Genomic DNA, 25,539 nt, shown 5'->3' with positions numbered 1-25,539 from the left:
ATTAGCGGTTCAATGATCGTAAAGCGGATACGATGGCATCGCCCATATCGGCGGTTCCGACCTTCTTCATGCCTTCGGAGTAGATATCGGCGGTTCGGTAGCCTGCGTCCAAAGCGGCTATCACCGCGTTTTCGATCCGGTCTGCGGAGGCGGCATCGTTGAAACTGTAACGCAGCATCATGGCCAGCGACAGTACGGTGGCGATGGGGTTGGCAACGCCCTTGCCGGCGATGTCCGGTGCCGAACCGTGAATGGGCTCGTACATGCCCTTGCCGTTTTTGTCGAGCGACGCCGAAGGCAGCATGCCGATGGAGCCGGTCAGCATGGCGGCACAGTCCGAAAGGATATCGCCGAACATATTGTCGGTCAGCATGACGTCGAACTGCTTGGGCGCGCGCACCAGCTGCATCGCGGCGTTATCGACGTACATATGGCTGAGCTGGACGTCCGGATACTCGCGGCCGACCTCGATCACGATCTCGCGCCACAGTTCGGTGCACTCCAGCACGTTGGCTTTGTCGATGGAGCACAGCCGTTTGTTGCGCTTTTGAGCGATCTGGAACGCGATATGGGCGATGCGGCGGATCTCCGATTCGCTGTAAATCAAGGTGTTGAAGCCTTCCCGTTCGCCCTTTTCATTGATGCGGCGGCCCCGCGGTTTGCCGAAGTAGATGCCGCCGGTCAGTTCGCGGATGATCATGATATCGAGTCCCGAGACCACTTCCGGTTTCAGCGTCGAAGCGGCGACCAACTGGGGATAGAGAATCGCTGGGCGAAGATTCGCGAACAGTTCCAATTCGGCACGTATTCCCAGAAGGCCGCGTTCCGGTCGCACCGAATAGTCCAGCGGTTCCCATTTCGGACCCCCGACCGCGCCCAAAAGCACGGAATCGGCCGCTTTCGCCAGGGTCAGGGTTTCTTCCGGAAACGGCGTGCCTTTGGCGTCGTATGCGGCACCGCCGATCAAAGCGTCTTCAGTTTCAATGTCAAGCCCGAATTCCTGTCTCAGGCAGTCAAGCACCTTTAATGCCTCGGCGACGATTTCCGGGCCGATGCCGTCGCCGGGCAGCACTGCGATCTTCTTGGTCATGCGATTGATGAGTCTCTCTTTGTTTTTTAGAAACTAAGCGTATTCCGGGAACAGCCAAGGCGCGGTTTGGCGGCGGCTCGCTTCGTAAGCCCGGATCTTGTCGGCATGCTGAAGGGTCAGGCCGATGTCGTCCAGGCCGTTGAGCAGGCGGTATTTCCGCGAAGGATCGATTTCGAAATGGATTTTGTCGCCATAATGGGTGGCGATCGTCTGTGTTTCCAGATCTACGGTGAGATCGACGCCGGGACCCGCTTGCTCGAAAAGGCGGTCGACGATTTCGGCATCGAGTACGATGGGCAGAATGCCGTTCTTGAAGCAGTTGTTGTAGAAAATATCGGCAAAGCTCGGGGCTATGATTACGCGGAAACCATAATCTGCCAGAGCCCAGGGCGCATGTTCGCGCGACGAGCCGCAGCCGAAATTCTCGCGCGTCAACAGAATTCGCGCCCTGAAGTAGCACGGTTGATTGAGCACGAAATCCGGGTTCAAAGGGCGATACGAGCAATCCATGTCGGGTTCGCCGCGATCCAGGTAGCGCCACTCGTCGAATAGATAGGGACCGAAACCACTGCGGCGAATGGATTTCAGGAATTGTTTAGGAATGATCGCGTCGGTGTCGATGTTGGCGCGGTCCAAAGGGGCGACTCTGGACGCGAAACGGCGAAAAGCTTTCATTGCTCGGATTTCCTCTTTCGCGCAGACTGATTTCGGGTCGTAGGGGCGGGTTTGGACGTTTTTACGGCAGCAGCCGATTTCGTCCTCGATGCGGCGGCGGTTTTCGCCGGCGCTTTCTTGGCCGGTGCTTTTTTGGGTTCGCTTGCGGGAGACGGCAGTTGACGGATGTCGACAAAATGCCCGTAGATACCGGCCGCCGCCGCCATGGCGGGACTCACCAGATGGGTGCGGCCACCGTAGCCCTGGCGTCCTTCGAAGTTGCGGTTCGATGTGGACGCGCAGCGCTCGCCCGGTTCCAGGCGATCGGCATTCATCGCGAGGCACATGGAGCATCCGGGGTCTCGCCATTCGAAACCTGCCTCCCGGAAAATTCGGTCGAGGCCCTCCTGTTCCGCCTGACGTTTCACCAAGCCGGATCCGGGAACCACCAGGGCCTGCTTGATGTTGCTCGCGAGCTTATGGCCCCGGACCACCTCGGCGGCAGCGCGCAAGTCCTCGATGCGGGCATTGGTGCATGAACCGATGAAAATCTTGTCTACGCGAATATCGGTTATGGCCGTGCCTGGCTTCAAATCCATGTATTGCAGGGCGCGCTTCATGCTTTCACGTTTCACGGGGTCCGTTTCCCGCTCAGGGTTGGGTATCGCGGTATCGATGGGCAATACCAACTCGGGCGAAGTGCCCCAGGTGACCTGGGGGTTGATAGCGGCGGCATCGATCTCGACCACTTTGTCGAATACGGCACCTTCGTCGCTCCGAAGTTGCCGCCAAGCCGCCACCGCCTTGTCCCACAAATTCCCTTTCGGAGCATAAGGCCGGTCTTTCAGATAAGCGATCGTCACCTCGTCGACGGCCACCAGTCCGGCTCGGGCTCCGGCCTCGATCGCCATGTTGCACACGGTCATGCGTCCTTCCATCGATAGGCTGCGGATCGCCGATCCTGCGAATTCGATGGTATATCCGGTGCCGCCGGCGGTGCCGATTCTGCCGATCACGGCCAGTACGATGTCCTTGGCCGTGACGCCTTGGCCGAGCTGCCCTTCCACCTTGACCAGCATGTTCTTGGCTTTTTTCTGAACCAGGCATTGCGTGGCCAGCACATGCTCCACTTCGGAGGTGCCGATGCCGAAGGCGAGAGCGCCGAAGGCTCCGTGCGTCGAGGTATGGGAATCGCCGCAGACGATGGTCGTGCCGGGCAGGGTCGCACCCTGTTCGGGGCCGATCACGTGGACGATGCCTTGGCGATCGTCGTTCATGCCGAATTCGGTAATGCCGAAGTCGGCGCAGTTCCGGTCCAGCGTTTCGACCTGAAGCCGTGAAATGGGGTCGCTGAGGCCATGTTCGCGTTCGGCCGTCGGCACGTTGTGATCGGCCGTCGCCAGATTGGCTGTAACCCGCCAGGGCTTACGGCCCGCGAGCCTCAGCCCTTCGAAGGCCTGCGGCGAGGTTACCTCGTGAATCAAATGGCGATCGATGTAAATGAGAGTCGATCCGTCCGGTTCGGAGTAAACCACGTGATCGTCCCATAATTTGTCATAAAGGGTTTTGGCGGCCATGGGCTCTTATGAGTGGCGGGTTTTACACGGGGAATGCTGCGCTCCAGCTAATTACTCAGGGGCGGCTTCCCATGGATGTTGGGGTTTGTCCGATAAACCGAAGTTATTCCAACAGCGAAAAAATCTTATCGCGAATGGCTTCAACGCTGCCGACGCCGTCAATGCTGGAGAATTTGACGGCTTCCTGTTCGGCCTTTTGCTTGTAATAGCCGACCAATGGCTTGGTCTGTTCGTGATAAACCTCAAGACGCCTGCGCACGGTTTCTTCTTTGTCGTCGTCCCGTTGAATCAGGGGTTCGCCGGTGACATCGTCCAGTCCCTCGACCTTGGGCGGATTGAAGATGACATGATATGTGCGTCCGGAAGCAGGATGGACGCGCCGACCGCTCATGCGCTTGACGATTTCCTCATCGTCCACCACGATTTCGATGACATGGTCGATATCGACGCCCATCTCCGCGAGCCCTTCCGCCTGAGCGATGGTTCGGGGGAATCCGTCGAACAAAAAACCGTTCTTGCAATCGTCCTGGGCAATGCGTTCCTTGATCAGTCCCAGGATGATTTCATCCGAGACCAGGGCGCCCGAGTCCATGACCTTCTTCGCTTCGAGACCCAATGGCGTGCCTTCTCTCACGGCAGCGCGCAGCATGTCGCCCGTCGAGATCTGCGGAATGTTGAATTTTTCCATTATGGCTTTGGCTTGAGTGCCTTTTCCGGACCCGGGGCTTCCGAGAAGGATCACGCGCATGTCATGGACTCCGTGGTTAATTAAACTTGCAATTCTGTCACAAATGCGCCGGGAATGTCACACTGAGCACTTTATGTGGGAAGCCACCGCTTGCGCCGGTCGCTGGCCGATGTACGTTTCGCAATGTGACCGAGCCAGTTGTGGCCGTATCGTTTAATCCATTCGACAAAACTACCGCTAGACTATCCGAATGTCCGAGCTTAATGACCCGCGCGTATTTTTTGCGGCGGAGCGCACTCTTCTCGCCTGGAACCGGACCAGCTTGGCCTGGATGGCGTTCGGATTTGTGATCGAGCGCTTCGGTTTATTCGTGCATCTGGTTTTTTCGAAACCCGGCGAGCCCTTGCAAAAAGGCATTTCGTTCTGGCTCGGCATCGCTTTTGTGTTTTTCGGAGTCGTCATTGCGATACTGTCCACGATTCAGTATCGAAAGGTCCTGAAAACGCTGAAGCCCGTGGAGATTCCGCGCGGTTATCGGGCCGGTCTGGGGATACTCGCGAATCTGGTCGTCGTTCTGCTCGGCATGACGCTGATCGTTTATCTGTTTTATGGCGAGCTTTGAGAAGATGAAGCGAGATAAAAGCGCCAGGCCCTAATAAGGTTCGAAGTGGAGCCCCGCACGATCCATTCACCATCCTTCCAAGTGGCTAAATCCCTTGATCGATTCAATTTCGTCTTTTTGAATCCGCTGGTATTCCTTCCGCACAACGTCCGGCTTGTATTTTCGTTCCAAACGGCGCAGGGTGAAATGACCGCGTGCCACGTCCTGAAAGTGTTGCATGAATACGAGGTTCAACAGGCCGCCGCTGACGGCGCCGGCTACCGGCACCATCTGCACGGCGACCTCGTCCGAAATGACGACGCCGAAACGGGCGGAAATTCCGCGAATCAACTCGACGCCGGCAGGAACGTTGAGGCCGGAGGCTCCGCCATAATTGGCAACACCGGCGAAATGGAAAGCCAATGTGGATCGCAACCCATAGTAGCCGGTATCGGTTGCATCGTCTTCAGTCGATCGCCCTCCCAAGGCGAACACCTCCACGCAAGCGAGGCGCGCGTCGAGCGTATCCAAGTCCTCGCCCTCGCTGCGCGCGATATCGGCAATCGAACGCAGCATCAGCAAGGTTATGACCGGTAACTCGACCGTCAACCCTACTGGACCGAAAAAGCCGCCGACGGCTCCGGCTGTGAATGCCGCAAACTTGTGGTAGGTGTCACGCGCTCCGGAAACCGCGCGCGCGTCGAGAGTCTTTACCGCCATGCTCATAGCCTGACGGATACTAAATTCGGCTGCTCTATTGACTCGTTGGTGCCAGCTCTTCGGCAATAGTTTGAGCGTTTGTTCGATCGGCGTGCCGATCACGTTGCTTAGGCGCGCGGCGAAGGAGGGGTGTTCCAGATGCTGATACGCCCAGCGCAGTTGCTCCAGTTCCTCGGGGGTGAACGATGGTTTTGCCATGACGTGCTCCACGGTTTGCGGTTTGTGCGATTGTCCTTTAGCTGCTGAGTATTGGGACAAATCGATCTTGGACAGTGTGCCACGGACGGCGGAATGAGTCGGCGGGATTGCGCGATCAATTGCAGTTGGACGGCGGCACTTCCGGCCGGTTCCACGTAATCCGGCCTGCGGGACTGACGCGACGCCGTGAGAAAAACTGGGCTGAGTTTGGCAGGCATACAAGGCTGGGTGTACCCCGCCGCGGTTCGACGCCTGGTCGACAAGCCGCCGACTCATCAAACGCATGAATCGGCGGCTGAGAGGAGGAACTTACCGAGGGAGATCCGAGTGTCCCATCAGGTATTCGTCGACGGCTCGGGCGCACTGGCGGCCTTCGCGGATGGCCCAGACGACCAACGACTGGCCGCGGCGCATATCGCCGGCGGTGAAAACCTTATCCATCGAGCTGCGATAGTCTATGGTATTGGCCTTGACGTTGCCCCGTTCGTCGAGAGTCACGCCGAGATCCTGGAGCATGCCCTCGTGCACCGGATGGACGAAGCCCATGGCAAGCAGTACCAGGTCCGCTTTCAAGGTGAATTCGCTGCCGGGGATTTCGTTCATAACCCAGCGTCCGCCCTCTTGCTTCCACTCGAGCTTGACGCAGCGGATTTGGGTAACGCGACCGTCTTCCCCTTCGATCGACTTCGTGGCGACGCTCCAGAAACGTTCGCAGCCTTCTTCGTGGGAGCTGGACGTGCGCAGCTTGTTGGGCCAATTCGGCCAGGTGACCTCTTTTTTCTCCTTTTCCGGAGGCTTCGGCAGAATTTCCAACTGGGTGATGGAGGCTGCACCGTGCCGAGCCGAGGTGCCGATACAGTCGGAACCGGTATCGCCGCCGCCGATCACGATGACATGCTTGCCCGTCGCCCAGATGCTGGTGTCGTCGGAAAGCGTATCTCCGGCCACGCGGCGGTTCTGCTGAGGCAGAAATTCCATCGCGAAGTGAACACCGTTGAGCTCGCGGCCCGGTACGTTCAGATCGCGCGGTTTTTCCGCGCCGCCGGCCAATATGACGGCATCGTAGTTGTCGAGCAGCTTTTGAACCGGAACGTCTCGGCCGATATGGCTATTGGGGCGGAACACCACGCCTTCAGCTTGCATTTGCGCGATGCGTCGGTCGATCAGATGCTTTTCCATCTTGAAATCGGGTATGCCGTAGCGCAGCAGTCCGCCGATGCGGTCGGCCTTTTCATAAACCACGACACTGTGGCCGACGCGGGCCAATTGTTGCGCGCAGGCAAGACCGGCGGGACCGGAACCCACTACCGCCACCTTTTTGCCGGTTCGATGCTGGGGTATCAGCGGCTTGACCCAGCCCATCTCCCAAGCTTTGTCGATGATGGAGCACTCGATAGTTTTGATCGTGACCGGTTCGTCGGTCAGATTCAGCGTGCAGGCCGCTTCGCACGGCGCCGGACAGATACGGCCGGTGAACTCGGGAAAGTTGTTGGTGCTGTGCAGTACCTCGATGGCTTCACGCCAATTTCCTTGATAAACGAGGTCGTTCCAGTCGGGGATGATGTTATTGACCGGGCAGCCCTGATGACAATAGGGAATGCCGCAATCCATGCAGCGCGCGCCTTGACGGCTGACTTCCTCTTCGGTCAGCGGGACGACGAATTCCTGGTAGTGCTGGAGACGGTCCGCCACCAGCTTGTAGCGTCTGTCCTGACGTGAGATTTCCATGAATCCCGTGGGTTTGCCCATTCTGTTTCTACCTCGTTACTGTGCTTTATTGCACGAGAAAGCTCTAGACCTCGGGGTCTTGTTTGCCGAAGTGCCTTCCATTTTTCCGATCGGTCCGGGTCGGCGAGGGGCGCGTTTACGCCACGCCCCCCGCGTCTAGTGGTGAACTTCGGTCTGCGTTTTTGTCTTCTGCATTTTTTCGAGCGCCTGACGGTAATCGACCGGCATGACCTTGACGAAACGCGGCGCGTAAGCCGACCAGTTCTCGAGAATCTGCTTCGCTCGTCCACTGCCCGTGTAACGGCGGTGCTTTTCGATCAGGGTTCGCAGGCGCTGAACGTCGTGACGGGTCATGTCATGCATGATGTCCACCATTCCGTGGGTTTCCAGATCGCCGCCCTGGTGATCGAGATTTTCCAGGGCGATGTCCTCGGCCAAAACCGGTTCCAGTTCGACCATGGCCAGGTTGCACCGATGCTCGAAATCGCCGGTTTCGTCGAGCACGTAGGCGACACCGCCCGACATGCCCGCAGCGAAGTTACGGCCGGTCGAGCCCAGAACCACGACGACGCCGCCGGTCATGTATTCGCAGCCGTGATCGCCGACGCCTTCGACGACGGCGATGGCGCCGGAGTTCCGCACCGCGAAGCGTTCTCCCGCGACGCCGCGGAAATAGCATTCGCCGCTGATGGCGCCGTACAGCACGGTATTGCCGACGATGATGTTTTCCTCGGGCACCACCGGAGATTCCGGGGACGGATAGATGGCGATGCGCCCACCCGATAGCCCTTTGCCCACGTAATCGTTCCCGTCGCCCTCAAGTTCCAGAGTGATGCCGGCCGACAGAAAAGCACCGAAGCTTTGCCCGGCCGTGCCTTTCATCCGTATGTAAATGGTATCTTCGGGCAGACCGGTATGGCCGTAACGCTTCGCCAATTCGCCGGACAGCATGGCGCCGACCGTGCGGTTGTAGTTGCGCACGCCCATTTCAATGCGGACCGGCTTGCGTTCGTCGAGTGCGGGGCGGGCCAGTTCGATCAGCTTGTGATCCAGTGCCTTGTCCAGGCCATGATCCTGCGGTTCGCAATTGGAGATGGCCACGCCCTCACCGGGCTCCGGCCGGTACAAAATCCTGGACAGATCGACCTTGGCCGCTTTCCAGTGGGCTATGGCCTTGCGCATATCGAGCTTGTCGGAGCGCCCGATCATTTCCTCGAACCGGCGGAAACCAAGTTTTGCCATAAGCTGGCGCACTTCCTCGGCGATGAAGAAGAAGAAATTGACGACATGCTCCGGCTGTCCGGTGAAGCGCTTGCGGAGTTCCGGGTCCTGGGTTGCGACGCCTACCGGGCAGGTGTTCAGATGGCATTTGCGCATCATGATGCAGCCTTCGACGATCAGCGGTGCCGTGGCGAAGCCGAATTCGTCCGCGCCCAAAAGCGCGCCGATCACGACGTCGCGCCCGGTGCGCATGCCGCCGTCCGCCTGCACGCAGATGCGCCCGCGCAGCTTGTTCAATACGAGAGTCTGGTGGGTCTCGGCCAAGCCGATTTCCCAAGGGAGCCCCGCGTGCTTGATCGAGGTGATCGGGCTGGCGCCGGTGCCGCCGTCGTAGCCGGCGATGGTGACGTGATCGGCATGAGCCTTGGCAACGCCCGCGGCGATCGTGCCGACGCCGACTTCGGACACCAGCTTGACGCTGATGCGCGCGGCCGGGTTAACGTTCTTAAGATCGTGGATAAGCTGCGCCAGATCCTCAATCGAGTAGATGTCGTGGTGCGGCGGCGGGGAAATGAGACCGACCCCTGGCGTGGAGTGCCTCACCTTGGCGATGATGGCATCCACCTTGTGGCCGGGCAGCTGGCCGCCTTCGCCGGGCTTGGCGCCCTGCGAAATCTTGATTTGCAGATCGTCGGCATTGACCAGATATTCGGTCGTCACGCCAAAGCGGCCCGATGCTACCTGCTTGATGGCCGAGCGCATGGAGTCGCCGTTGGGCAAAGGTTTGAAGCGTTCCGGCAATTCGCCGCCCTCGCCGGTATTGGATTTGCCACCGATGCGGTTCATGGCGATCGCCAGCGTGGTATGGGCTTCGTATGAAATCGAGCCGAACGACATGGCGCCGGTGGCGAAGCGTTTGACGATTTCCGCGACCGGTTCCACTTCATCCAGCGGTACCGACTCCCGTTCGTCGAACTTGAAGTCCATCAAGCCGCGCAGCGTGAGCAAACGTTCGCTCTGCTCGTTGATCGAGCGGGTGTAGTCCACATAGGTTTCCCAGCTGTTGGTGCGTGTGGCGTGCTGCAGCTTGGAAATGGTCTCCGGAGTCCACACATGATCTTCGCCGCGAACGCGGTAGGCGTATTCGCCGCCTACGTCCAGGGCATTCCGGTACAGCGGGGCATCGCTGAAAGCTACACGATGCCGGCGCACGGTTTCCTCGGCGATTTCTCGGAGTCCCGCGCCGCCGATCGTGCAGACGGTGCCGGTGAAATATTCGTCCAGGAACTCTTCGCTCAAGCCCACGGCATTGAAGATTTGAGCGCCGCAATACGACTGATAGGTCGAGATGCCCATCTTGGACATGATCTTGAGCAGGGCTTTGCCGATGGCCTTGATATAGCGCTTGTGCACCTCGTCTTCGGACAGCTGTTCCGGCAGCTTCTCGCGCAGATCGGACAGGCTGTCGAAAGCCAGATACGGATTGACGGCTTCGGCGCCGTAGCCCGCCAGCAGCGCGAAATGGTGTACCTCGCGCGCTTCGCCGGTTTCCACAACCAGGCCGACCTTGGTGCGAAGGCCCGTCCGGGTCAGGTGGTAATGGACCGCGGAGGTGGCCAGGAGGGCCGGAATCGCGATGTGCTCCGCGTCGATCTCCCGATCGGACAGCACCAGGATATTGTTGCCCTCGTGCACCGCCTGTTCGGCCCGTGCGCACAAGGCTGTCAACGCCGGTTCCATGCCGCCGGCGCCGGTATCGGCCGAGTAGCAGAAACTGATGGTTTTGGTCTTGAACGCGCCTCCGGTGCGGGCCTCGATACGGCGGATTTTTTCCAGATCCTTATTGGTCAGGATCGGCTGATGCACTTCCAGCCGCTTGTGGCTGCCGCCATTGTGGAGCGCCAGCAAGTTCGGCCGCGGGCCGATGTGGGACACCAGCGACATGACCAGTTCTTCGCGGATCGGGTCGATGGCCGGGTTGGTAACTTGCGCGAAACCCTGCTTGAAATAGTCGTAGAGCAATCGCGAACGCTTGGAGAGCACCGCGAGCGCCGCATCGATGCCCATGGAGCCGACCGGTTCCTGACCGCTCAAGGCCATGGGGGTCAGGAAAAACTTGATGTCTTCCTGGGTGTAGCCGAAAGCCTGCTGCCGATCGAGCAGGGTCTCCGAGTCGGGCGGCATCGCGGCGATTTCGGCCGGCAGCTTTTCCAATTGAATCTGGGTATCGTTGAGCCACTGCTGATACGGCTCGCGATTGGCCAGTTCCGATTTGATTTCGGCATCGTCGATGATGCGGCCCTGTTCGAGGTCGATCAGGAACATCTTGCCGGGCTGCAAACGCCATTTCTTGACGATCTTGTGTTCCGGAATGGTCAGCACGCCCATCTCGGAGGCCATCACCACGGTGTCGTCGTCGGTGATGAGATAGCGCGCCGGACGCAGGCCGTTACGGTCGAGCGTGGCGCCGATCTGCCGTCCGTCGGTAAAGGCCACGGCGGCCGGACCATCCCAGGGTTCCATCAGGGCCGAGTAGTATTCGTAGAAGGCGCGGAGTTTTTCGTCCATCAAGGGATTGCCGGCCCACGCTTCCGGGATCAGCAGCATCATGGCGTGGACCAGCGAATAGCCCCCCATGACCAGAAGCTCCAGCGCATTGTCGAAGCTGGCGGAATCGGACTTGCCGTCGGCGATCAGCGGCCAGATCTTGTCGAGATCTTCGCCCAGAACTTCGGATGACATCGAATGGCGTCGAGCGGCCATCCAATTGATGTTGCCGCGCAAGGTGTTGATTTCGCCGTTGTGGGCGATCATTCGGAAAGGATGGGCCAGATCCCAGGTCGGGAAGGTGTTGGTGGAGAACCGCTGGTGCACCAGGGCAAGCGCCGACACCATTTGCTCGTTGCGGAGGTCGCGGTAAAACACGCCGACCTGATCGGCGAGCAGCATGCCCTTGTAAACCAAAGTGCGGGACGAGAAGGAAGGGATGTAGAACATCTTGCCTTCCTCGAGATTCAAGGCACGAATCTTCTTGTCGATCTGCTTGCGGATGACGAACAGCTTGCGCTCGAACGCGTCCTGATCCCGGCAACTTTCCGCCCGCCCCACGAAAACCTGGCGAATCACGGGTTCGATTGTCTTGACCGATTCCCCGAGCGTCGAGTTGTCTACCGGAACATCGCGCCAGCCGAGAACGGTTTGGCCTTCGGTGCGAATGAAATCTTCGACGATTTGTTCGCAGGTCGCGCGATGTTCCGGATTGCGCGGCAGAAACAGCATGCCGACGCCATAGTGACCGTAATCCGGAAGGGCGATCCCGAGTGTAGAGCATTCGTCGCGGAGAAAAGCATCCGGTATTTGAATGAGAATGCCGGCCCCATCGCCCGCCAACGGATCGGCGCCTACCGCTCCGCGGTGAGTCAGGTTTCTTAAAATTTCCAGCCCCTTGCAGACGATGTCGTGGCTTTTATGGCCTTTGATGTGAGCGATGAAACCTACGCCGCAAGCGTCGTGTTCGTTGCGCGGGTCGTATAGACCTTGCTTGGCGGGTATGGCGTTGAAACTCATGGTGTACCTCTGTCAGGGGTGTGGTCTGTCGTTTGCCGGTTCGCGGTTTACAAGAGAATATTGCGGCTCCAGTAATGGACCGCCGCGACAGTCAAGAATTCGTGTTCGCAGTTGGTTTTGAAATATCCGAAATGGCGACGTGAAGCCGCCCATTTAGCCAAAATGGGCAAGAAATATAAAGAATCCGGCCGGTCTTTTCAAGGGCGCCAAGCTTGCACGCTCGGTGTTTGTTATGAATTAAGGTGGTGCGATGATTGGTTTCGATAGAGAATGGACCCGCTCGCCGCCCGACCGTCCGCCCCCGAGCCGGCGAGACAAAGCCGGTATTGCTTGCCGAGCCCGGTTACCTTTACTTTATGGCCGGAAATTCGAGGCGGTTTCGCAGCGTGGTTGAACATGCGCGCCAAGCCAAGCATGAGGAATAGAGAATGACCGAAAAATATGACGTGATCGTTGTGGGCGGCGGCATGGTCGGTGCCGCTTTGGGGAGTGGCCTCGGAGGCAGCAGTCTGCGAGTTGCCGTGATCGAGGATGCCCCGCCGCCGGCGTTTGCGTCGGAGCAGCCCCACGATCTTCGCGTGTCCGCGATCAGCATCGCGTCCGCCAGCATTCTCAAAACCGTGGGCGCATGGAAAGGCATCGCTTCGCGCCGGTTTTGCCCGTTCCGGAGGATGCGGGTATGGGAAGAGTCGGGCGATGTCGAGTTTCGGAGCGAGGACATCGATGAGCCGGTCTTGGGCTATATCGTCGAGAACCGGGTAATCCAGCTGGCTTTACTCGACCGCCTGGTCGAATTTTCCAATATCGATTTTCTTTGTCCCGCCAGAACCAAAATGATCGATTACGGGCCGCAAGGCTCGACCGTCGAATTGGACGACGGCCGCGTCTTGTCGGCGCGCTTATTGGTTGCCGCGGATGGCGGCTATTCCCGGGTGCGGCAAGTGGCCGGCATGGGAGTAAGCGGTTGGGATTACGAGCAGCACGCCCTGGTGCTGACGGTGGAAACCGCATACAGCCAGCAGGACATCACTTGGCAACGCTTTACCCCCAAGGGGCCCCAGGCTTTCCTGCCGCTGGACGGGCCTCATGCATCTCTCGTCTGGTACGAGGCGCCGGAGGACATCAAACGCCTGAAGGCTTTGCCGGATGACGCGCTGCTCCGGGAGCTTATCGCTGCGTTCCCCTCGGCTCTGGGCGAGATCAAGCGTATCGAGGCGAAAGGCAGCTTCCCGCTCAAGCGTCAGCATGCCTTGAGTTACAGTAAAGAGGGCGTGGCTTTGATCGGCGATGCGGCCCACATGATTCATCCGCTGGCGGGGCAGGGCGTCAACATCGGTCTTCTGGACGCTGCGGCGCTGGCGCAGGTGCTGGTCGGCGCTCACAAGAATGGCCAGGACATCGGCGCAGCCCATGTGCTGCAAACTTACGAAAGCATGCGCCGCAGCAACAACCTGGTCATGATGACGACGATGGACCTGTTCTATCGCGTGTTCGGAAACGCGAACCGTCCGCTCCGATTCATTCGGAATCTGGGGCTGGGTTTGGCGGAGCGAATCACGCCGGCCAAGAAATTGGTCATGCGATACGCGATGGGCTTAGGCGGCCAGCTCCCGAATTTGGCCCGTGGCGAAGCCATTCTGGGTTGAATGACGGTCGGAAACATTACGATACGTATTCCTGCGGATTGAGCAGAGTGAGTTTGCTATAGTAGGCAGAGCAATTCAGTACCTGTGTTCCGGATACTGTTGCTGAGATATCGATTAACGTCCTATACGAGTGAAACGACTTATGGTCAAAAAGCTACCTGTATTTCTTTGCACCGTGTTGACTCTGAGCGGTTGCGCAACCTACACCGGATGGGAGCCTGTGGTGGACACGTATAACGATCCGAATGCCTATCGGCTGCAGCAGGATATGGAAGAGTGCAAAATGCTCGCTCGCCAAGCGGGCAGTACCGGAACGGAAGCGGCGAAGGGTGCTGCTGCAGGCGCATTGCTAGGTGCCGCAACGGGCGCCGCGGTCGGCGCTGTCGCTGGCAATCCCGGCGGCGGTGCCGCGATCGGCGCTGCCGCGGGCGGCCTCGGCGGCGCTGGTTACAGCGGGGTCTCGGGCGACGATCAATACAAGCGGTCTTACATCAATTGCCTCCGCAATCGGGGACACAGAGTCGTCAATTAAGTAAGCAATCGGTCAAATAAAATAATCCCGCCGTTGTGCCTCTAGCCCGGCGGGATTATTTTTTCCGTTTTTGCTGCCCTGACGAGGGCATAAACCGACGAGAAGGTGCCAGGATGTCGTCATTGATCCATGCACTCCGGGAGAGCGCCCGGCTTTATCCTGATCGGCCCGCGGTAATCCAGGGCTCTCAGGTCATCGATCATGCCACCATAGGCAACCGATCGGATCGCGTGGCGGCGGCCTTGGCGGCCCGAGACGTGGTCAAAGGGGACAGGATTGCCCTTTACTGCCCCAATTCGGCGGAATTCGCCATTGCCTATACCGGCATCGTGAAAGCCGGGGCCACGGTCGTTCCGATCAATTTGCTGCTGAACACGGAAGAAATCGGCTTCATTCTCAACGATTCCGGCGCCAAGGGCTTGATTTTCCATCAAGCCTTTTCGAAACAGGCGGAATCCGCGCTTCAGGCTGCGCCGGGAATCGAGTTTCGCGTATCCATCGGCGGAGAAGTCGAAGGCGCCGAGGCGTTCGATGCTTTTCTAAGATCCGACGCGCCGGTACCGAATATCGATTGCGACCCGCAAGAGGATCTGGTCGTCATCCTCTACACCTCGGGAACCACCGGCCGTCCCAAGGGGGCGATGCTGACCCACGGCAATCTGGTCGCCAACACGCGCAGCGTCCGCGAAGCCATGCACTGGCGTCCGGGGCAGGATGTCGTGCTGCTGGTTCTTCCGATGTTTCACGCATTCGCGGCAACCGTCGGCATGCTCACGCCCCTGACCAACGGCTGTGCGTTCATTCCCCTGCCGCGATTCGAGCCCGATCAGGTCGTCGACGCGATCCATGCCAGCCGAGCCACGATTTTTCTCGGCGTGCCCAGCATGTATTCGGTACTGTTGCGACTCAAAGACGAGCGTGCGCCGCTCCTTTCCTCCATACGCTATTGCGTTTCCGGCGGCGCTGCGCTTCCGGTCGACGTGTTGCGGCGCTTCGAAGAAAAATTCGGCATCAGGATCTACGAGGGCGACGGACCGACAGAATGTTCCCCGGTAACCTGCGTGAATCCGATCGACGGCCTCATCAAACCGGGAACGGTGGGTTTGCCGGTTCCCGGAGTCGAGATGAAAATCGTCGACGAAGACGGGCGCGAGTTGCCGTGCGGCGAAGTCGGCGAGATTGCCGTACGCGGTGCCAACGTGATGAAGGGCTATTGGATGCAGCCGGACGCGACCCGGGAAGTGTTTCGCGGCGAATGGCTTCTGACCGGCGATCTCGGTACGCGGGACGAAGACGGCTATTTCAGCATCGTCGATCGCAAGAAGGATCTGATCATCGTCAACGGCATGAACGTTTATCCACGCATGATCGAGGAGGTGCTATACCGCTTTCCGCCGATCCGCGAGGCCGCGGTGGTCGGGGAGCCGCACGATTTGCACGGCGAAATTCCGGTCGCGTATATCGCGATAGACGAGTCCAAGCCGATCACGGAAAGCGAAGTCCGCGCTTTCTGCAGGGAGCACCTCGGGCGGCATCAAATTCCCCGCAAGATCGTCTTTCAGCCGGAGTTACCGAAAAACGCCGCGGGCAAGATCCTCAAGCGGCAGCTTCGAAAGCACGGCGAAATCGAGCGTGGCGTGCAGGATCTGGAATAAACTCCGGCCGCCGCGGTTTCTATGCCTCACTGCTTTCTGCGCTCTTCCTCTTCGGCGAGCAGCTGCTTCAAGCGCTCGTCGATGACGGAGTTCAGATAAAAATTGTCGCCGGCCGTTTTTCTGGCCAGCCGAAGTTGCAGTATGGCGGCGCGGTTCTGGCCCGAGGCGTAATAGGATTCGGCGACATAGCGGTGCGATTCGGCATCGTTCCCGAGCTGGCTATAGGCTTGCGCCAGCAGGTTGTAGACTTCCGGAGTAGGCGGATGGCGGCGGGCGTAGTTCTGCAGCAGCTTGCGCGCCTGTTCCGCTTTGCCGGTGGTGAGCAGCGTGCGGACATAGTTGAGCGTCAGCGCCCGGTTTTCCGGAAAGCGTTGCAGGGCCGATTCGTAAAGCTGGATCGCGCGCGGGTAATTCTTGGTCTCCCGCTCGGCGCTGGCCAGCGCATTGGCGAAATGGGACTGATCGGGATAAATCTCCATCAGCCGCTGCAGGATCGGTTTGGCTTCCCCCGCACGCGCGTTGGCGATCAGTGCCAAGGCTAAACCGTAGGCGGAAACATCCTGTTGCAGCTTGGTGCCCTGGCCGCTGACCGCCTTGAAATAATTCAGCGCGTCCTGCGGGCGGGCGGCGGTCTGCACCCGCAGCTTGGCGCGGACGAGCTGATAGGCGAAAGAATCCGGATATTGCCGATACGGAAACTGTTCCGCGCGTCCCCGCGTATCCGAGATACGGGACACGGTCACCGGGTGGGTCAGCAGGAACTCCGGCAATTCTCGGCCGACGAAGCGGGTGGATTGCTGCATTCTTTCGAAGAACGTCGGCATGGCGCGCGGGTCGAAGTCCGACTTCGATAAAATCTGCATGCCGACGCGATCGGCTTCGGCCTCGTTGTCGCGGGTAAAATTGATTTGATACTGGATATTGGCGGCTTGCGCGGCCATCAAGGCGGCTTGGCCCAGTTGCGCGGATTTCGCGCCCAGCAGAACGGCGGCCAGCATGGCCGCGGCGGTGGGCAGCGCCAGGCGGCCGGCGGCCTGGAACGTTTGATAAAGATGCCGCTGCGTGACGTGCGCGATTTCGTGGGCCAGTACCGAAGCGAGTTCGCTCTCGGCTTCCGAGGTCAGGATCAGTCCGGAGTTGACGCCGATGTATCCGCCCGGCCCCGCGAATGCGTTGACCGTGGGATCGCTGACCACGAAGAAATGAAACGCTTGCGCGGGGTTGTCGCTGGACCCGGCCAGTTTCTGCCCTATGGACTGGATGTAATCGTTGACTTCCGGATCTTGGCTGACTTCGAGCTGGGCGTGCAACTTGCGGTAGAACGCTGCGCCGAGTTCCTTCTCCTGCTGCGGCGTCATGAGGGTTCCGGTCGGGTCGCCGATTTCGGGCAACTCCAGGTTGAGTTGCGCATGGGCGGGTTGCAGCGCCAATGAGCCGTAGCTGAGAATCAACAGCGATGCAAGCAGTTTGTCGAATTTCATGATGTTTCAGCGCCGTGTGCGGCGCGGGTGTGAATGAGTCCACGGTGTACGGTTACTCGATGAACCGTTTTTTCGAAAGGGTGTCGCCGCGATGAAATACGCCATTCAGGTCAATGCCGGGCCTTGTTCCGCTCAATCGGCGCGCACTGCCTATCAGTTTATCAAAGCCGCGTTGGATAAAGATCACGAAATCGTGTGCGTGTTCTTTTACCATGACGGGGTTTATAACGCGCTGCGATCCGGTTTATCGGCGGAGGACAAAGATTCGGTTCCGCCCTGGCCCGATCTCGCCGATAAGCACGGGATCGACCTGGTGCTGTGCGTTTCGGCCGCGCAGCGGCGCGGCATGCCGACAACCGGGGCGGACGGTTTTCGGATCGGCGGCTTGGGACAATGGATGGACGCCTGTCTGAAGGCAGATCGGGTATTGGTCTTTGGTGGTTGAATCGGTGCAAAAAAAATTCTTGTTTGTGATGCGCAGTGCCCCTCGGAACGGCGCAAGAGTCCGGGAATCGCTGGACATGGCCATGACCGCCGCCGCCTTCGATCAGGCCGTACGGCTCCTGATGCTGGACGATGGCGTGTTTCTGCTCAAACGGGGTCAGAGGTTCGAACCGAACGGGCTGAAACCCGTCGCTCCCTTGTTCGAAGCTTTGGCTTTGTACGATGTGGAGGATGTTTTTGTCGAGCGGGAGTCTTTGCGGGGAAGGCATTTGACGACCGAGGATCTCGTTATCCCCGTGCGCGTTGTGGAAAGAGCGGACATCGCCGGATTGACGGCGGAACATGACCTTGTGATCTCGTGCTGATGGCAGTTCTGCATCTAGTCAACCGCTCGCCCCAGGAAAGCCGCGCCCTGGAAGATTGTCTCGTCCGGGCGGGCGAGAGCGATGCGATTCTGCTGATCGAAAACGGGGTTTACGCCGCGGTGAAGGGCGGGGATTCCGAAGCCGTCCTGAAGTCGGCTATGGGACGCGTCAGGTTTTATGCCTTGGGGCCGGATCTCGACGCGCGCGGCGTGGAAACTTCCGAGGTCGCCGAGACGATTCGAATCGTCGACTACGGCGGATTCGTCGATTTGACCGTCGAAAGCCGGCTTGTCCAGTCGTGGTTTTGAGCCATGATCGAAGTGAACGGCAAGATTCTGGAAACGACCGAAAGCGGATTTCTGACCGATGCGAACGCCTGGGACGAGCATGTCGCCGCCGCTCTGGCGGCGAGCATACCCATAGCATTGACCGAAGCGCATTGGGAGATCGTGCGCTTCATCCGCAGCTACTATCTCAGATTTCACCATCTTCCGAACACACGCATGTTCGTCAAGGCGGTACAGAAGGAATTCGGGGAAGAAAAAGGCACTTCCCGCTACCTGCACCGGCTGTTTCCGGAAAGCCCGTTGAAGTACGCCTGTTTGATCGCGGGACTGCCCAAGCCGCCGGGGTGTATCTAGTCGTTGGTTTCACAACACCGCGCCATTCCACGGGGAAAACAAGCTGTGAGCCAATGGCTCCGTAAGGTGCGTGTAAGCTCGGCATGTTTTTATCCTAACTTTTCCCTCGCGGCCGATGACACTGGACGTATGGGTTCGTTCTACGGTTTTTCTCGGCAACGGCGCCAGGCAGGCGACCGAACGGCTCCATTCGGAGGGCCGGCGTGGACCGGGGGCGCTGCAGATTCAGAAGCAGGCACCTCAGCCTGCCGCCAAAACGGGAATGGAATCCCCATGCATACCCAAAGAGGAGAGCTGCGTGGATATGTTCAGAACTATATTGGCAGCAACCGATTTCTCGGATGATGCCACTAACGCCGCCTATCGGGCGGCTTTCCTGGCCGCGGAACAACAGGGGCGATTGGAGCTGCTGCATGTCTTGAGTGAAACGTCCCTGAAGGCCGTGCGCGAATTGATTCCCTCGCACGGCGACGCCGAGACGAAGCTGATCGATGACGCGCAACGCATGCTGGATGCCCTGGGATCGCGGATCGCGGAGGATACCCGGATGGCCGCGGTTTCCCGAATCGCCATCGGAGCGGTGCTGGACGAGATTCTGTCGGCCGCCGAACAGGCGGATTTGCTGGTATTGGGAGCGCACGGCTCTGACCGTTGGCGCGAACTGTTTCTGGGTACGACCGCGGACCGTTTGTTGCGTATGTGCACGCGGCCGGTTCTCGTCGTCAAGCGCCCGCCGGAGGCAAGCTATCGGCGTGCACTGGTTCCGGTGGATTTCTCCCCCCACTCCATCGCCGCGCTGAAGATGGCGATGCGGGTCGCTCCAAATGCCGACATCATGGTTGTCCATGCTTCCGCCGTTCCTTTCGAGGGGATGCTTCGGCAGGGCGGCGTGCTGGACGACGAGATAGAGAGATTCCGCGGTCAGGCTCAGCAGGAGGCAATGAGCCGCATCAGCAGCCTGATCGATGAGGTGGCCGAGGGTTCGCGTCGGCTCTTCCGATTCGTGGAGCTCGAGGATGCCGCTCGCCTGATTCTCGCCAAGGAGGAATCGTTCGGGGCGGACCTGATCGTCATGGGCAAACACGGCAAAAACGTCGTCGAGGAAATGCTCCTGGGCAGCGTGACGCGTCGCATCCTTTCCGATTCGAAGTGCGACGTGCTGATCGTGCACGAGGGTTCCACGGCTACCGGCTCGCCCGCCGCATAACGCATGACCGACCGATAGGGCCGCCGCATCATCCGGAAGTCGGTTCAACCGCGGCGGTGCGGTTGTTTCCAAATCGAGCCTGACTCAAGAACGCCTGAAGGCATGGGGAGCCCTTTTGAGCAGCGTTGCAAGCCGTTGCCGTACAGTTTGCTGTCCACCGGTGTCGATCGTGCCTGAGCTCTTTATGAGTGTCGGCGATTCAAGGCGCGGGAAATCGGCGCTGATCGACGCACCCTGATAAACTTCTTGGCTACCTGCCTGCACCATACTCCACATATCTCATGCATAACCTGGGTTTGCTCGAAAATATCGCCGTTACGCTGAGCGTTGCCTTTCTAGGAGGGCTGATCGTTCAACGCATCGGCCTGCCGTCCATTGTCGGTTATTTGCTCGCGGGCGTGGTCATCGGCCCGTTCACGCCGGGTTATCTGGCCGATGCCGAAACCATCAACCAGTTGGCCGAGCTGGGCATCATTTTCCTGATGTTCGGCGTGGGGCTGCATTTTTCCTTTGCCGATCTGTGGAAAGTGCGAGATATCGCCATCGTCGGAACGTTGGGACAGATGCTGACCATGGCGGCCCTGGGTTATGGCCTGAGCCAATATTGGGGCTGGACGCCCAAGTCCGGACTGGTGCTGGGACTGGTGCTGTCCATCGCCAGCACCATCGTCATGCTGCGCGGCTTCATGGACCGCGGCTGGCTGAACACCCCGGACGGGCAAGTCGCGGTCGGCTGGCGCGTCATGGAAGACATCGCCACCGTTCTCATGATCATGATCCTGCCCAACCTGGCCGACACCGGCAAGCCCATGGAATGGCGCACTCTCGGCCTCGCGCTGCTGTCGGCTTTGGGCTTTCTCGTGTTCATGCTGTTTGCGGGCAAACGCTTCATTCCCTGGCTGTTGCTGCGGGTGGCCCATACCCGCTCCCGCGAGCTATTCATTCTGGCGATCCTGGCCATTTCTTTGGGAATCGCCCTGGGTGCATCGCGATTGTTCGGCGTTTCGTTGGCGCTGGGCGCTTTTGTCGCGGGAGCGGTGGTGAGCGAGTCGCCGCTCAGTCACCGCATCGCATCCGATCTGCTGCCGTTCCGCGAAGCCTTTTCCGTCTTGTTCTTCGTGTCCGTCGGCATGATGCTCGATCCCGGCTTTCTGGTGGAGCACCTCGAACCGGTCCTGATTCTTACCGCTCTGGTGGTCATCGGAAAGTTCATCGTCTCGGGGCTTTGGGTGTTGCCGTTCCCGCGTCCGGCCAGCACCGCGCTGGTGGTTGCGGCCGGCTCCTGCCAAATCGGCGAGTTCTCCTTCATCCTGGATCAGACCGGCTTGAGTCTCGGCATACTGGATAAGGGCCAACACGCGCTGATATTGGCGGCCGCTCTTCTGTCCATCGTCGTGAACCCGTTCATGCTGCACAGCGTTCATCCGCTGCAACGGAGCTTAAGAGGGGTCCAGCCGTTATGGCGATGGCTGGACCGCCACGGCTCGACGCAGACGCCGGTGGAGGAGTCGGTCGCCGACCACGTGGTGGTGGTCGGCTACGGACGGGTAGGTTCGCATATCGTCGACGTGATGGGGGAGCTGGGCATTCCCTATCTGGTCATCGATTTCCGTATCAGCCGGATCGAAAAATTGGCCAAACGAGGCGTCCCCACGCTCCTGGGCGATACGGCCAACTCCGACATCCTGACCCATGCGGCGCTGCACCGGGCCCGTCTGCTGGTGGTGACTTTGCCCGAGGAAGCGGCCACCGAATTGACCGTCGCGGCTGCCCGGGACATTGCCCCGGATCTCCCGATCATCGCCCGCGCCGCCACCCGAGCCGGGGTCAAGCGACTCTCGGAATTGGGCGCACAGCTGGTGATCCATCCGGAGTTGGAAGGCGGCCTGCAGGTGCTGCGGCACACGCTGCTGCAACTGGGTTTTCCCCTGCACGACGTGCGGCGCTACGCGGATACCGTGCGCCGCGAAAACTACGAGGCCCTGGTCAAGTCGCAGGGCGAGCACGCCTTACTCAGGGACCTGCTCGATGCTTCCGAATTGATCGACATCGCCTGGCGAAAAGTACCCGAGGAAAGTCCGCTGGCCGGGAAGATGCTGGGCGAGGCCGCCCTCCGTACCCGGACCGGCGCCACCCTGGTGGCGATCAAGCGCAAGAACGAGCTGATGGTCAACCCGTCTACCCAGACCGTATTCCTTCCGGGCGACCGCATCGGCCTGCTCGGAAATCCGGAACAGTTGGAGGTCGTGGAGCGTTTGCTGGCCCCGCAGCCGACGGAGTCTGACGCGGCGTGAAGGCGATAGGGTACCGCCGTGTACCGGCGGTACCCGTAAGGCGGAATAGGTTGCGCTGTTTCGCCCTACGAACCGGACGGATGTGAAAGAATTTACTGCGCGGCCCGATTCTCGCTTGCGATGTTCAACCTGCGAGCTGATGAGTGTTAAGAACTCGTAGGGCGGGTTAGCGAAGCGTAACCCGCCGAAAGGCCAGCCCGTAAGAAGGATGGATGCCTTCCGATCGATTCCGTACGGGCATTGCGGGCCTTGCCCCTGCTCAATTCCGAATCACCCAGCTCCCGTCCGGCTGGCGGCACGCGATATTGTTGACCGAGTCGCGCTGCTTGCCGTAGGTCATGCGGGTGGAGAATTCGCGGCAGCGCTCTCCGTTGTCGTTGAAGGTCCGCAAGGGCGTGACCAGGTAGTCCACCTGGTTGTCCGGGTTCATCCAATGGACGCTGCGGCGGTCGTCGGCGAAATCGAGCGCCCGTCCGGTGCAGAACATGTCGCTCGCGTCCATGCGGCGAGCGATCTGGTCTCCGATGATCGCGCCGATCACCGTGCCGGCGACGGCGCCAATGACCGTCGAAGCAGTGTCGCCGTTTCCGACCTTGGAGCCGATGACGCCGCCTAGCGCACCTCCCGCAACGCCGCCCAGCACCTTGCCGACCATGGTGCGGTCGCAGCGGCCCGATCTTACGCCGTAGTCGTGATCGTGGTCATGGTAATGACGGGTTTCGCGGTGTTCGTAACGGTCGTCGTAGTCATCGCGATGTCTGTCCTTGTGTTTGCTCCGGTAGCCGTGGGCCGGCGCCCAGTCGGGGGGATCGCTGTACGCGTCCTGAGGAAAACTCAGGCTAAGCGCCAAAAAGATTCCGCCGAGAAGAACGAATGGGTTGAACCGATCGAATACGGGTGACGTTTTCGTCGCCGACATGGTTGCCTCTTATTGTCGAAAAGTGATTGTTGTTATCCGCTCGGCCGTAAAGCAATTCGCAAGCCATCCCTGAAGGATGCTCATTCCGGCTGACGTATGGAGAGCATGCAAGCCGAACGCGTCGCCGGCTCGCGACAAAGCCCAACCCGATAGTGTAGCCAAGAACTCGGCCGGCTTGCTGCGTTGCTTCCGGCAACTTGTTAATATCTGCCAACTTCGAGGGTTCGGTTACGGCGTTTGACGCCTTGTGCTCGCTGCCCTTTTGATCCCGACTTCCATATCCACGACCGAGATAGATAAAAAGGTGCATTCATGTCCGACATCGAAATCGCTCAAAAAGCCAAGATGCTGCCGATCATCGATCTGGCCAAAGACAGGCTGGGTATAGCGCCAGAACATCTCGACCCGTACGGCCACTACAAGGCCAAGCTATCCCTGGACTATATCGACGGTCTCAAGAACAGGCCCAACGGCAAGCTGATTCTGGTCACCGCCATCAGCCCGACGCCGGCGGGGGAGGGCAAGACCACCACGACCGTGGGTTTGGGTGACGCGCTGAACCGGCTGGGCAAGAAAACCATGATCTGTCTCAGGGAGCCCGCTCTGGGGCCGTGTTTCGGCGTCAAGGGAGGAGCGGCCGGAGGCGGCTACGCTCAGGTCGTGCCCATGGAGGACATCAATCTTCATTTCACCGGCGACTTCCACGCCATCGGTGTCGCCCACAACCTGCTGTCGGCGATGATCGACAACCACATCCACCACGACAACCGGTTGAACCTCGATCCGCGCCAGATCGCCTGGAAGCGTGTCATCGACATGAACGACCGCGCACTGCGCGACATCGTCATCGGCCTGGGCGGAACGGCCAATGGCTTTGCGCGCGAAGACGGCTTCGACATCATCGCCGCCTCAGAAGTGATGGCCATCCTGTGCCTGTCGAGCTCCTTGAAAGAACTGAAAGAGCGCCTCGGAAACATCCTGGTGGGTTATACCCGTTTCGACAATAAGCCGGTTTTCGCCCGCGATCTCAAGGCGCACGGCGCCATGGCCGCGCTGCTGAAGGACGCTCTGCGGCCGAATCTGGTCCAGACTCTGGAAAACAATCCGGTATTCGTCCACGGCGGTCCTTTCGCCAATATCGCCCACGGCTGCAACTCGGTGGTCGCGACCAAGACAGCCTTGAAGCTGGCCGATTACGTGGTGACCGAAGCAGGCTTCGGCGCCGATCTCGGGGCGGAGAAATTCATCGACATCAAGTGCCGCAAGGCCGGCCTCAAGCCTGACGGCGTGGTGCTGGTCGCGACCGTGCGGGCGCTCAAGTCGCATGGCGGCGTGCCGGTCAAGGAACTGCAACAGGAGAACCTGGAAGCTGTGGAAGCCGGTTTCGTGAATCTGGAGCGGCACCTCGGCAACGTGCAGCAGCGGTTCGGCTTGCCCTGCGTCGTCGCCATCAATCATTTCACCTCGGACACCGACGCCGAAATCGCGCTGCTCAAGCGCAAGGTCGAGGAGATGGGGGCCAAGGTCATCGTCTGCCGGCACTGGGCCGAGGGCGGAAAGGGCGCGGAAGACCTGGCTCGGGAAGTCGTCCGGATGGTCGATGCCGGTCAGTCGAATTTCAGTTTCCTTTATGAAGAGCAAGCGCCGCTTTGGGACAAGATCAAGACGATCGCCACCCAGCTGTACGGGGCGGCGGATATCACCGCGGACAGCAAGGCCCGTCAGCAGCTCGAGCGCTTGAGCGAGGAATACAGCCATTTCCCGGTGTGCATCGCCAAGACGCAGTACTCGTTTTCGAACGATCCGAATCTCAAGGGAGCGCCGTCCGGCCACGTGCTCTCCATCCGCGAAGTGCGGCCTTCCCACGGCGCCGAGTTCGTGGTGGCCGTCTGCGGCAGCATGATGACCATGCCGGGACTGCCCAAAATGCCGGTGGCCGAGGCCATAGACGTGGACGACAACGGCCGGATTACGGGCTTGTTCTAAAGGTTCAACGAAGCGCCGGCGGAAGCGTCGGCAAAAGGATTGCCGACCTACGACACTAAAAGCCTATCTCAGTAGGCCGTTCGCCCTGAGCCTGTCGAAGGGTTTTATCACCTACTGGGATAGGCTCTAAGTCAGTTGTAGGTCGGGAATCCCTTCCCGACAGAATTGCCGGCAAAGTTTTGTCGGCCTGCGGCTACCGCCACCAGAAATGAGGGGAAGTTTGTTCGGCACAAGGCTTGGGGGCGATTTAAGCGCTCTTACGTATAAACTTCTTAGGACGTCCACGCATAAACTCGTTACATCGCTCGGCGATTGTTCAATTCTC

Annotated in this window: 20 protein-coding genes; 11 read left to right on the top strand and 9 right to left on the bottom strand. The window is 59.6% G+C overall.

What is annotated here, in order from left to right:
• Position 1 precedes the first annotated feature (1 nt).
• The 4 genes from leuB to adk form a co-directional block, all read right to left on the bottom strand.
• Positions 2-1,090 carry a 3-isopropylmalate dehydrogenase gene (gene leuB / locus B2A78_RS07040; protein WP_077729204.1) on the bottom strand — a complete coding sequence of 363 codons (1,089 nt, stop codon included), beginning with the start codon at positions 1,088-1,090 and terminating at the stop codon, positions 2-4.
• A gap of 33 nt (positions 1,091-1,123) precedes the next feature.
• Positions 1,124-1,765 (bottom strand): 3-isopropylmalate dehydratase small subunit, encoded by a 642-nt coding sequence (gene leuD / locus B2A78_RS07035; RefSeq protein ID WP_077729203.1) that lies wholly within the window; start codon positions 1,763-1,765, stop codon positions 1,124-1,126.
• A complete protein-coding gene (gene leuC, locus B2A78_RS07030) occupies positions 1,762-3,321 on the bottom strand; it encodes a 3-isopropylmalate dehydratase large subunit (protein WP_077729202.1) in 1,560 nt (519 codons plus the stop codon). Before leuC ends, leuD begins: the two co-directional genes overlap by 4 nt.
• A gap of 103 nt (positions 3,322-3,424) precedes the next feature.
• Positions 3,425-4,069 (bottom strand): adenylate kinase, encoded by a 645-nt coding sequence (gene adk, locus B2A78_RS07025; RefSeq protein ID WP_077729201.1) that lies wholly within the window; start codon positions 4,067-4,069, stop codon positions 3,425-3,427.
• Positions 4,070-4,259: 190 nt separating this feature from the next.
• On the opposite strand from adk, the gene B2A78_RS07020 reads away from it, so the two are divergent.
• A complete protein-coding gene (locus B2A78_RS07020) occupies positions 4,260-4,631 on the top strand; it encodes a DUF202 domain-containing protein (RefSeq protein ID WP_077729200.1) in 372 nt (123 codons plus the stop codon).
• Between the two features lie 66 nt (positions 4,632-4,697).
• Here the strand turns inward: B2A78_RS07020 and B2A78_RS07015 are convergent, their stop codons facing one another.
• The 3 genes from B2A78_RS07015 to gltB all read right to left on the bottom strand — a co-directional run bounded on the left by B2A78_RS07015 (position 4,698) and on the right by gltB (position 12,044).
• Positions 4,698-5,528, bottom strand: coding sequence for an EcsC family protein (locus tag B2A78_RS07015; protein WP_077729199.1), 831 nt, complete (start codon positions 5,526-5,528; stop codon positions 4,698-4,700).
• Between the two features lie 309 nt (positions 5,529-5,837).
• The gene (locus tag B2A78_RS07010) at positions 5,838-7,277 is read right to left on the bottom strand and encodes a glutamate synthase subunit beta (protein ID WP_077729198.1); all 1,440 of its coding nucleotides are present in this window, start codon (positions 7,275-7,277) and stop codon (positions 5,838-5,840) included.
• A gap of 135 nt (positions 7,278-7,412) precedes the next feature.
• The gene (gene gltB, locus B2A78_RS07005; RefSeq protein WP_077729197.1) at positions 7,413-12,044 is read right to left on the bottom strand and encodes a glutamate synthase large subunit; all 4,632 of its coding nucleotides are present in this window, start codon (positions 12,042-12,044) and stop codon (positions 7,413-7,415) included.
• Between the two features lie 428 nt (positions 12,045-12,472).
• On the opposite strand from gltB, the gene B2A78_RS07000 reads away from it, so the two are divergent.
• The 3 genes from B2A78_RS07000 to B2A78_RS06990 all read left to right on the top strand — a co-directional run bounded on the left by B2A78_RS07000 (position 12,473) and on the right by B2A78_RS06990 (position 15,877).
• On the top strand, positions 12,473-13,690 hold the full coding sequence (locus B2A78_RS07000) for a UbiH/UbiF/VisC/COQ6 family ubiquinone biosynthesis hydroxylase (RefSeq protein ID WP_077729196.1): 1,218 nt from the start codon (positions 12,473-12,475) through the stop codon (positions 13,688-13,690).
• 142 nt (positions 13,691-13,832) lie between these two features.
• Entirely contained in the window at positions 13,833-14,222 is a 390-nt protein-coding gene (locus tag B2A78_RS06995; protein ID WP_077729195.1) for a glycine zipper family protein, read from the top strand.
• Positions 14,223-14,335: 113 nt separating this feature from the next.
• Entirely contained in the window at positions 14,336-15,877 is a 1,542-nt protein-coding gene (locus B2A78_RS06990; RefSeq protein ID WP_077729194.1) for a long-chain fatty acid--CoA ligase, read from the top strand.
• A 26-nt stretch (positions 15,878-15,903) separates the two neighbouring features.
• Here the strand turns inward: B2A78_RS06990 and B2A78_RS06985 are convergent, their stop codons facing one another.
• Complete coding sequence (locus B2A78_RS06985; protein WP_077729193.1) at positions 15,904-17,358, bottom strand: M48 family metalloprotease; 1,455 nt, start codon at positions 17,356-17,358, stop codon at positions 15,904-15,906.
• 91 nt (positions 17,359-17,449) lie between these two features.
• On the opposite strand from B2A78_RS06985, the gene tusD reads away from it, so the two are divergent.
• The 6 genes from tusD to B2A78_RS06955 all read left to right on the top strand — a co-directional run bounded on the left by tusD (position 17,450) and on the right by B2A78_RS06955 (position 22,309).
• On the top strand, positions 17,450-17,803 hold the full coding sequence (tusD, locus tag B2A78_RS06980; RefSeq protein WP_077729192.1) for a sulfurtransferase complex subunit TusD: 354 nt from the start codon (positions 17,450-17,452) through the stop codon (positions 17,801-17,803).
• Between the two features lie 4 nt (positions 17,804-17,807).
• Positions 17,808-18,167 carry a sulfurtransferase complex subunit TusC gene (gene tusC / locus B2A78_RS06975; protein ID WP_077729266.1) on the top strand — a complete coding sequence of 120 codons (360 nt, stop codon included), beginning with the start codon at positions 17,808-17,810 and terminating at the stop codon, positions 18,165-18,167.
• The gene (gene tusB, locus B2A78_RS06970) at positions 18,167-18,475 is read left to right on the top strand and encodes a sulfurtransferase complex subunit TusB (protein WP_077729191.1); all 309 of its coding nucleotides are present in this window, start codon (positions 18,167-18,169) and stop codon (positions 18,473-18,475) included. The genes tusC and tusB overlap by 1 nt, the downstream gene beginning before the upstream one ends.
• Positions 18,476-18,478: 3 nt before the next feature.
• A complete protein-coding gene (locus B2A78_RS06965; protein ID WP_143735096.1) occupies positions 18,479-18,808 on the top strand; it encodes a TusE/DsrC/DsvC family sulfur relay protein in 330 nt (109 codons plus the stop codon).
• Positions 18,809-19,112: 304 nt separating this feature from the next.
• Positions 19,113-20,015: a universal stress protein gene (locus B2A78_RS06960; protein ID WP_168175366.1), complete on the top strand. Its 903-nt coding sequence runs from the start codon at positions 19,113-19,115 to the stop codon at positions 20,013-20,015.
• Positions 20,016-20,296: 281 nt separating this feature from the next.
• Entirely contained in the window at positions 20,297-22,309 is a 2,013-nt protein-coding gene (locus tag B2A78_RS06955) for a cation:proton antiporter (RefSeq protein WP_077729189.1), read from the top strand.
• 259 nt (positions 22,310-22,568) lie between these two features.
• Here B2A78_RS06955 and B2A78_RS06950 read toward each other — a convergent pair whose 3' ends face one another.
• Positions 22,569-23,228, bottom strand: coding sequence for an RT0821/Lpp0805 family surface protein (locus tag B2A78_RS06950; RefSeq protein ID WP_077729188.1), 660 nt, complete (start codon positions 23,226-23,228; stop codon positions 22,569-22,571).
• Between the two features lie 312 nt (positions 23,229-23,540).
• Between B2A78_RS06950 and B2A78_RS06945 the strand changes: the two genes are divergently transcribed.
• Positions 23,541-25,214 (top strand): formate--tetrahydrofolate ligase, encoded by a 1,674-nt coding sequence (locus B2A78_RS06945; RefSeq protein WP_077729187.1) that lies wholly within the window; start codon positions 23,541-23,543, stop codon positions 25,212-25,214.
• Positions 25,215-25,539: the final 325 nt, after the last annotated feature.

The organism is Methylocaldum sp. 14B (genome assembly GCF_002005105.1).
Taxonomy (GTDB): Bacteria; Pseudomonadota; Gammaproteobacteria; order Methylococcales; family Methylococcaceae; genus Methylocaldum.
This window is presented reverse-complemented; position numbering and strand designations above follow the sequence as displayed.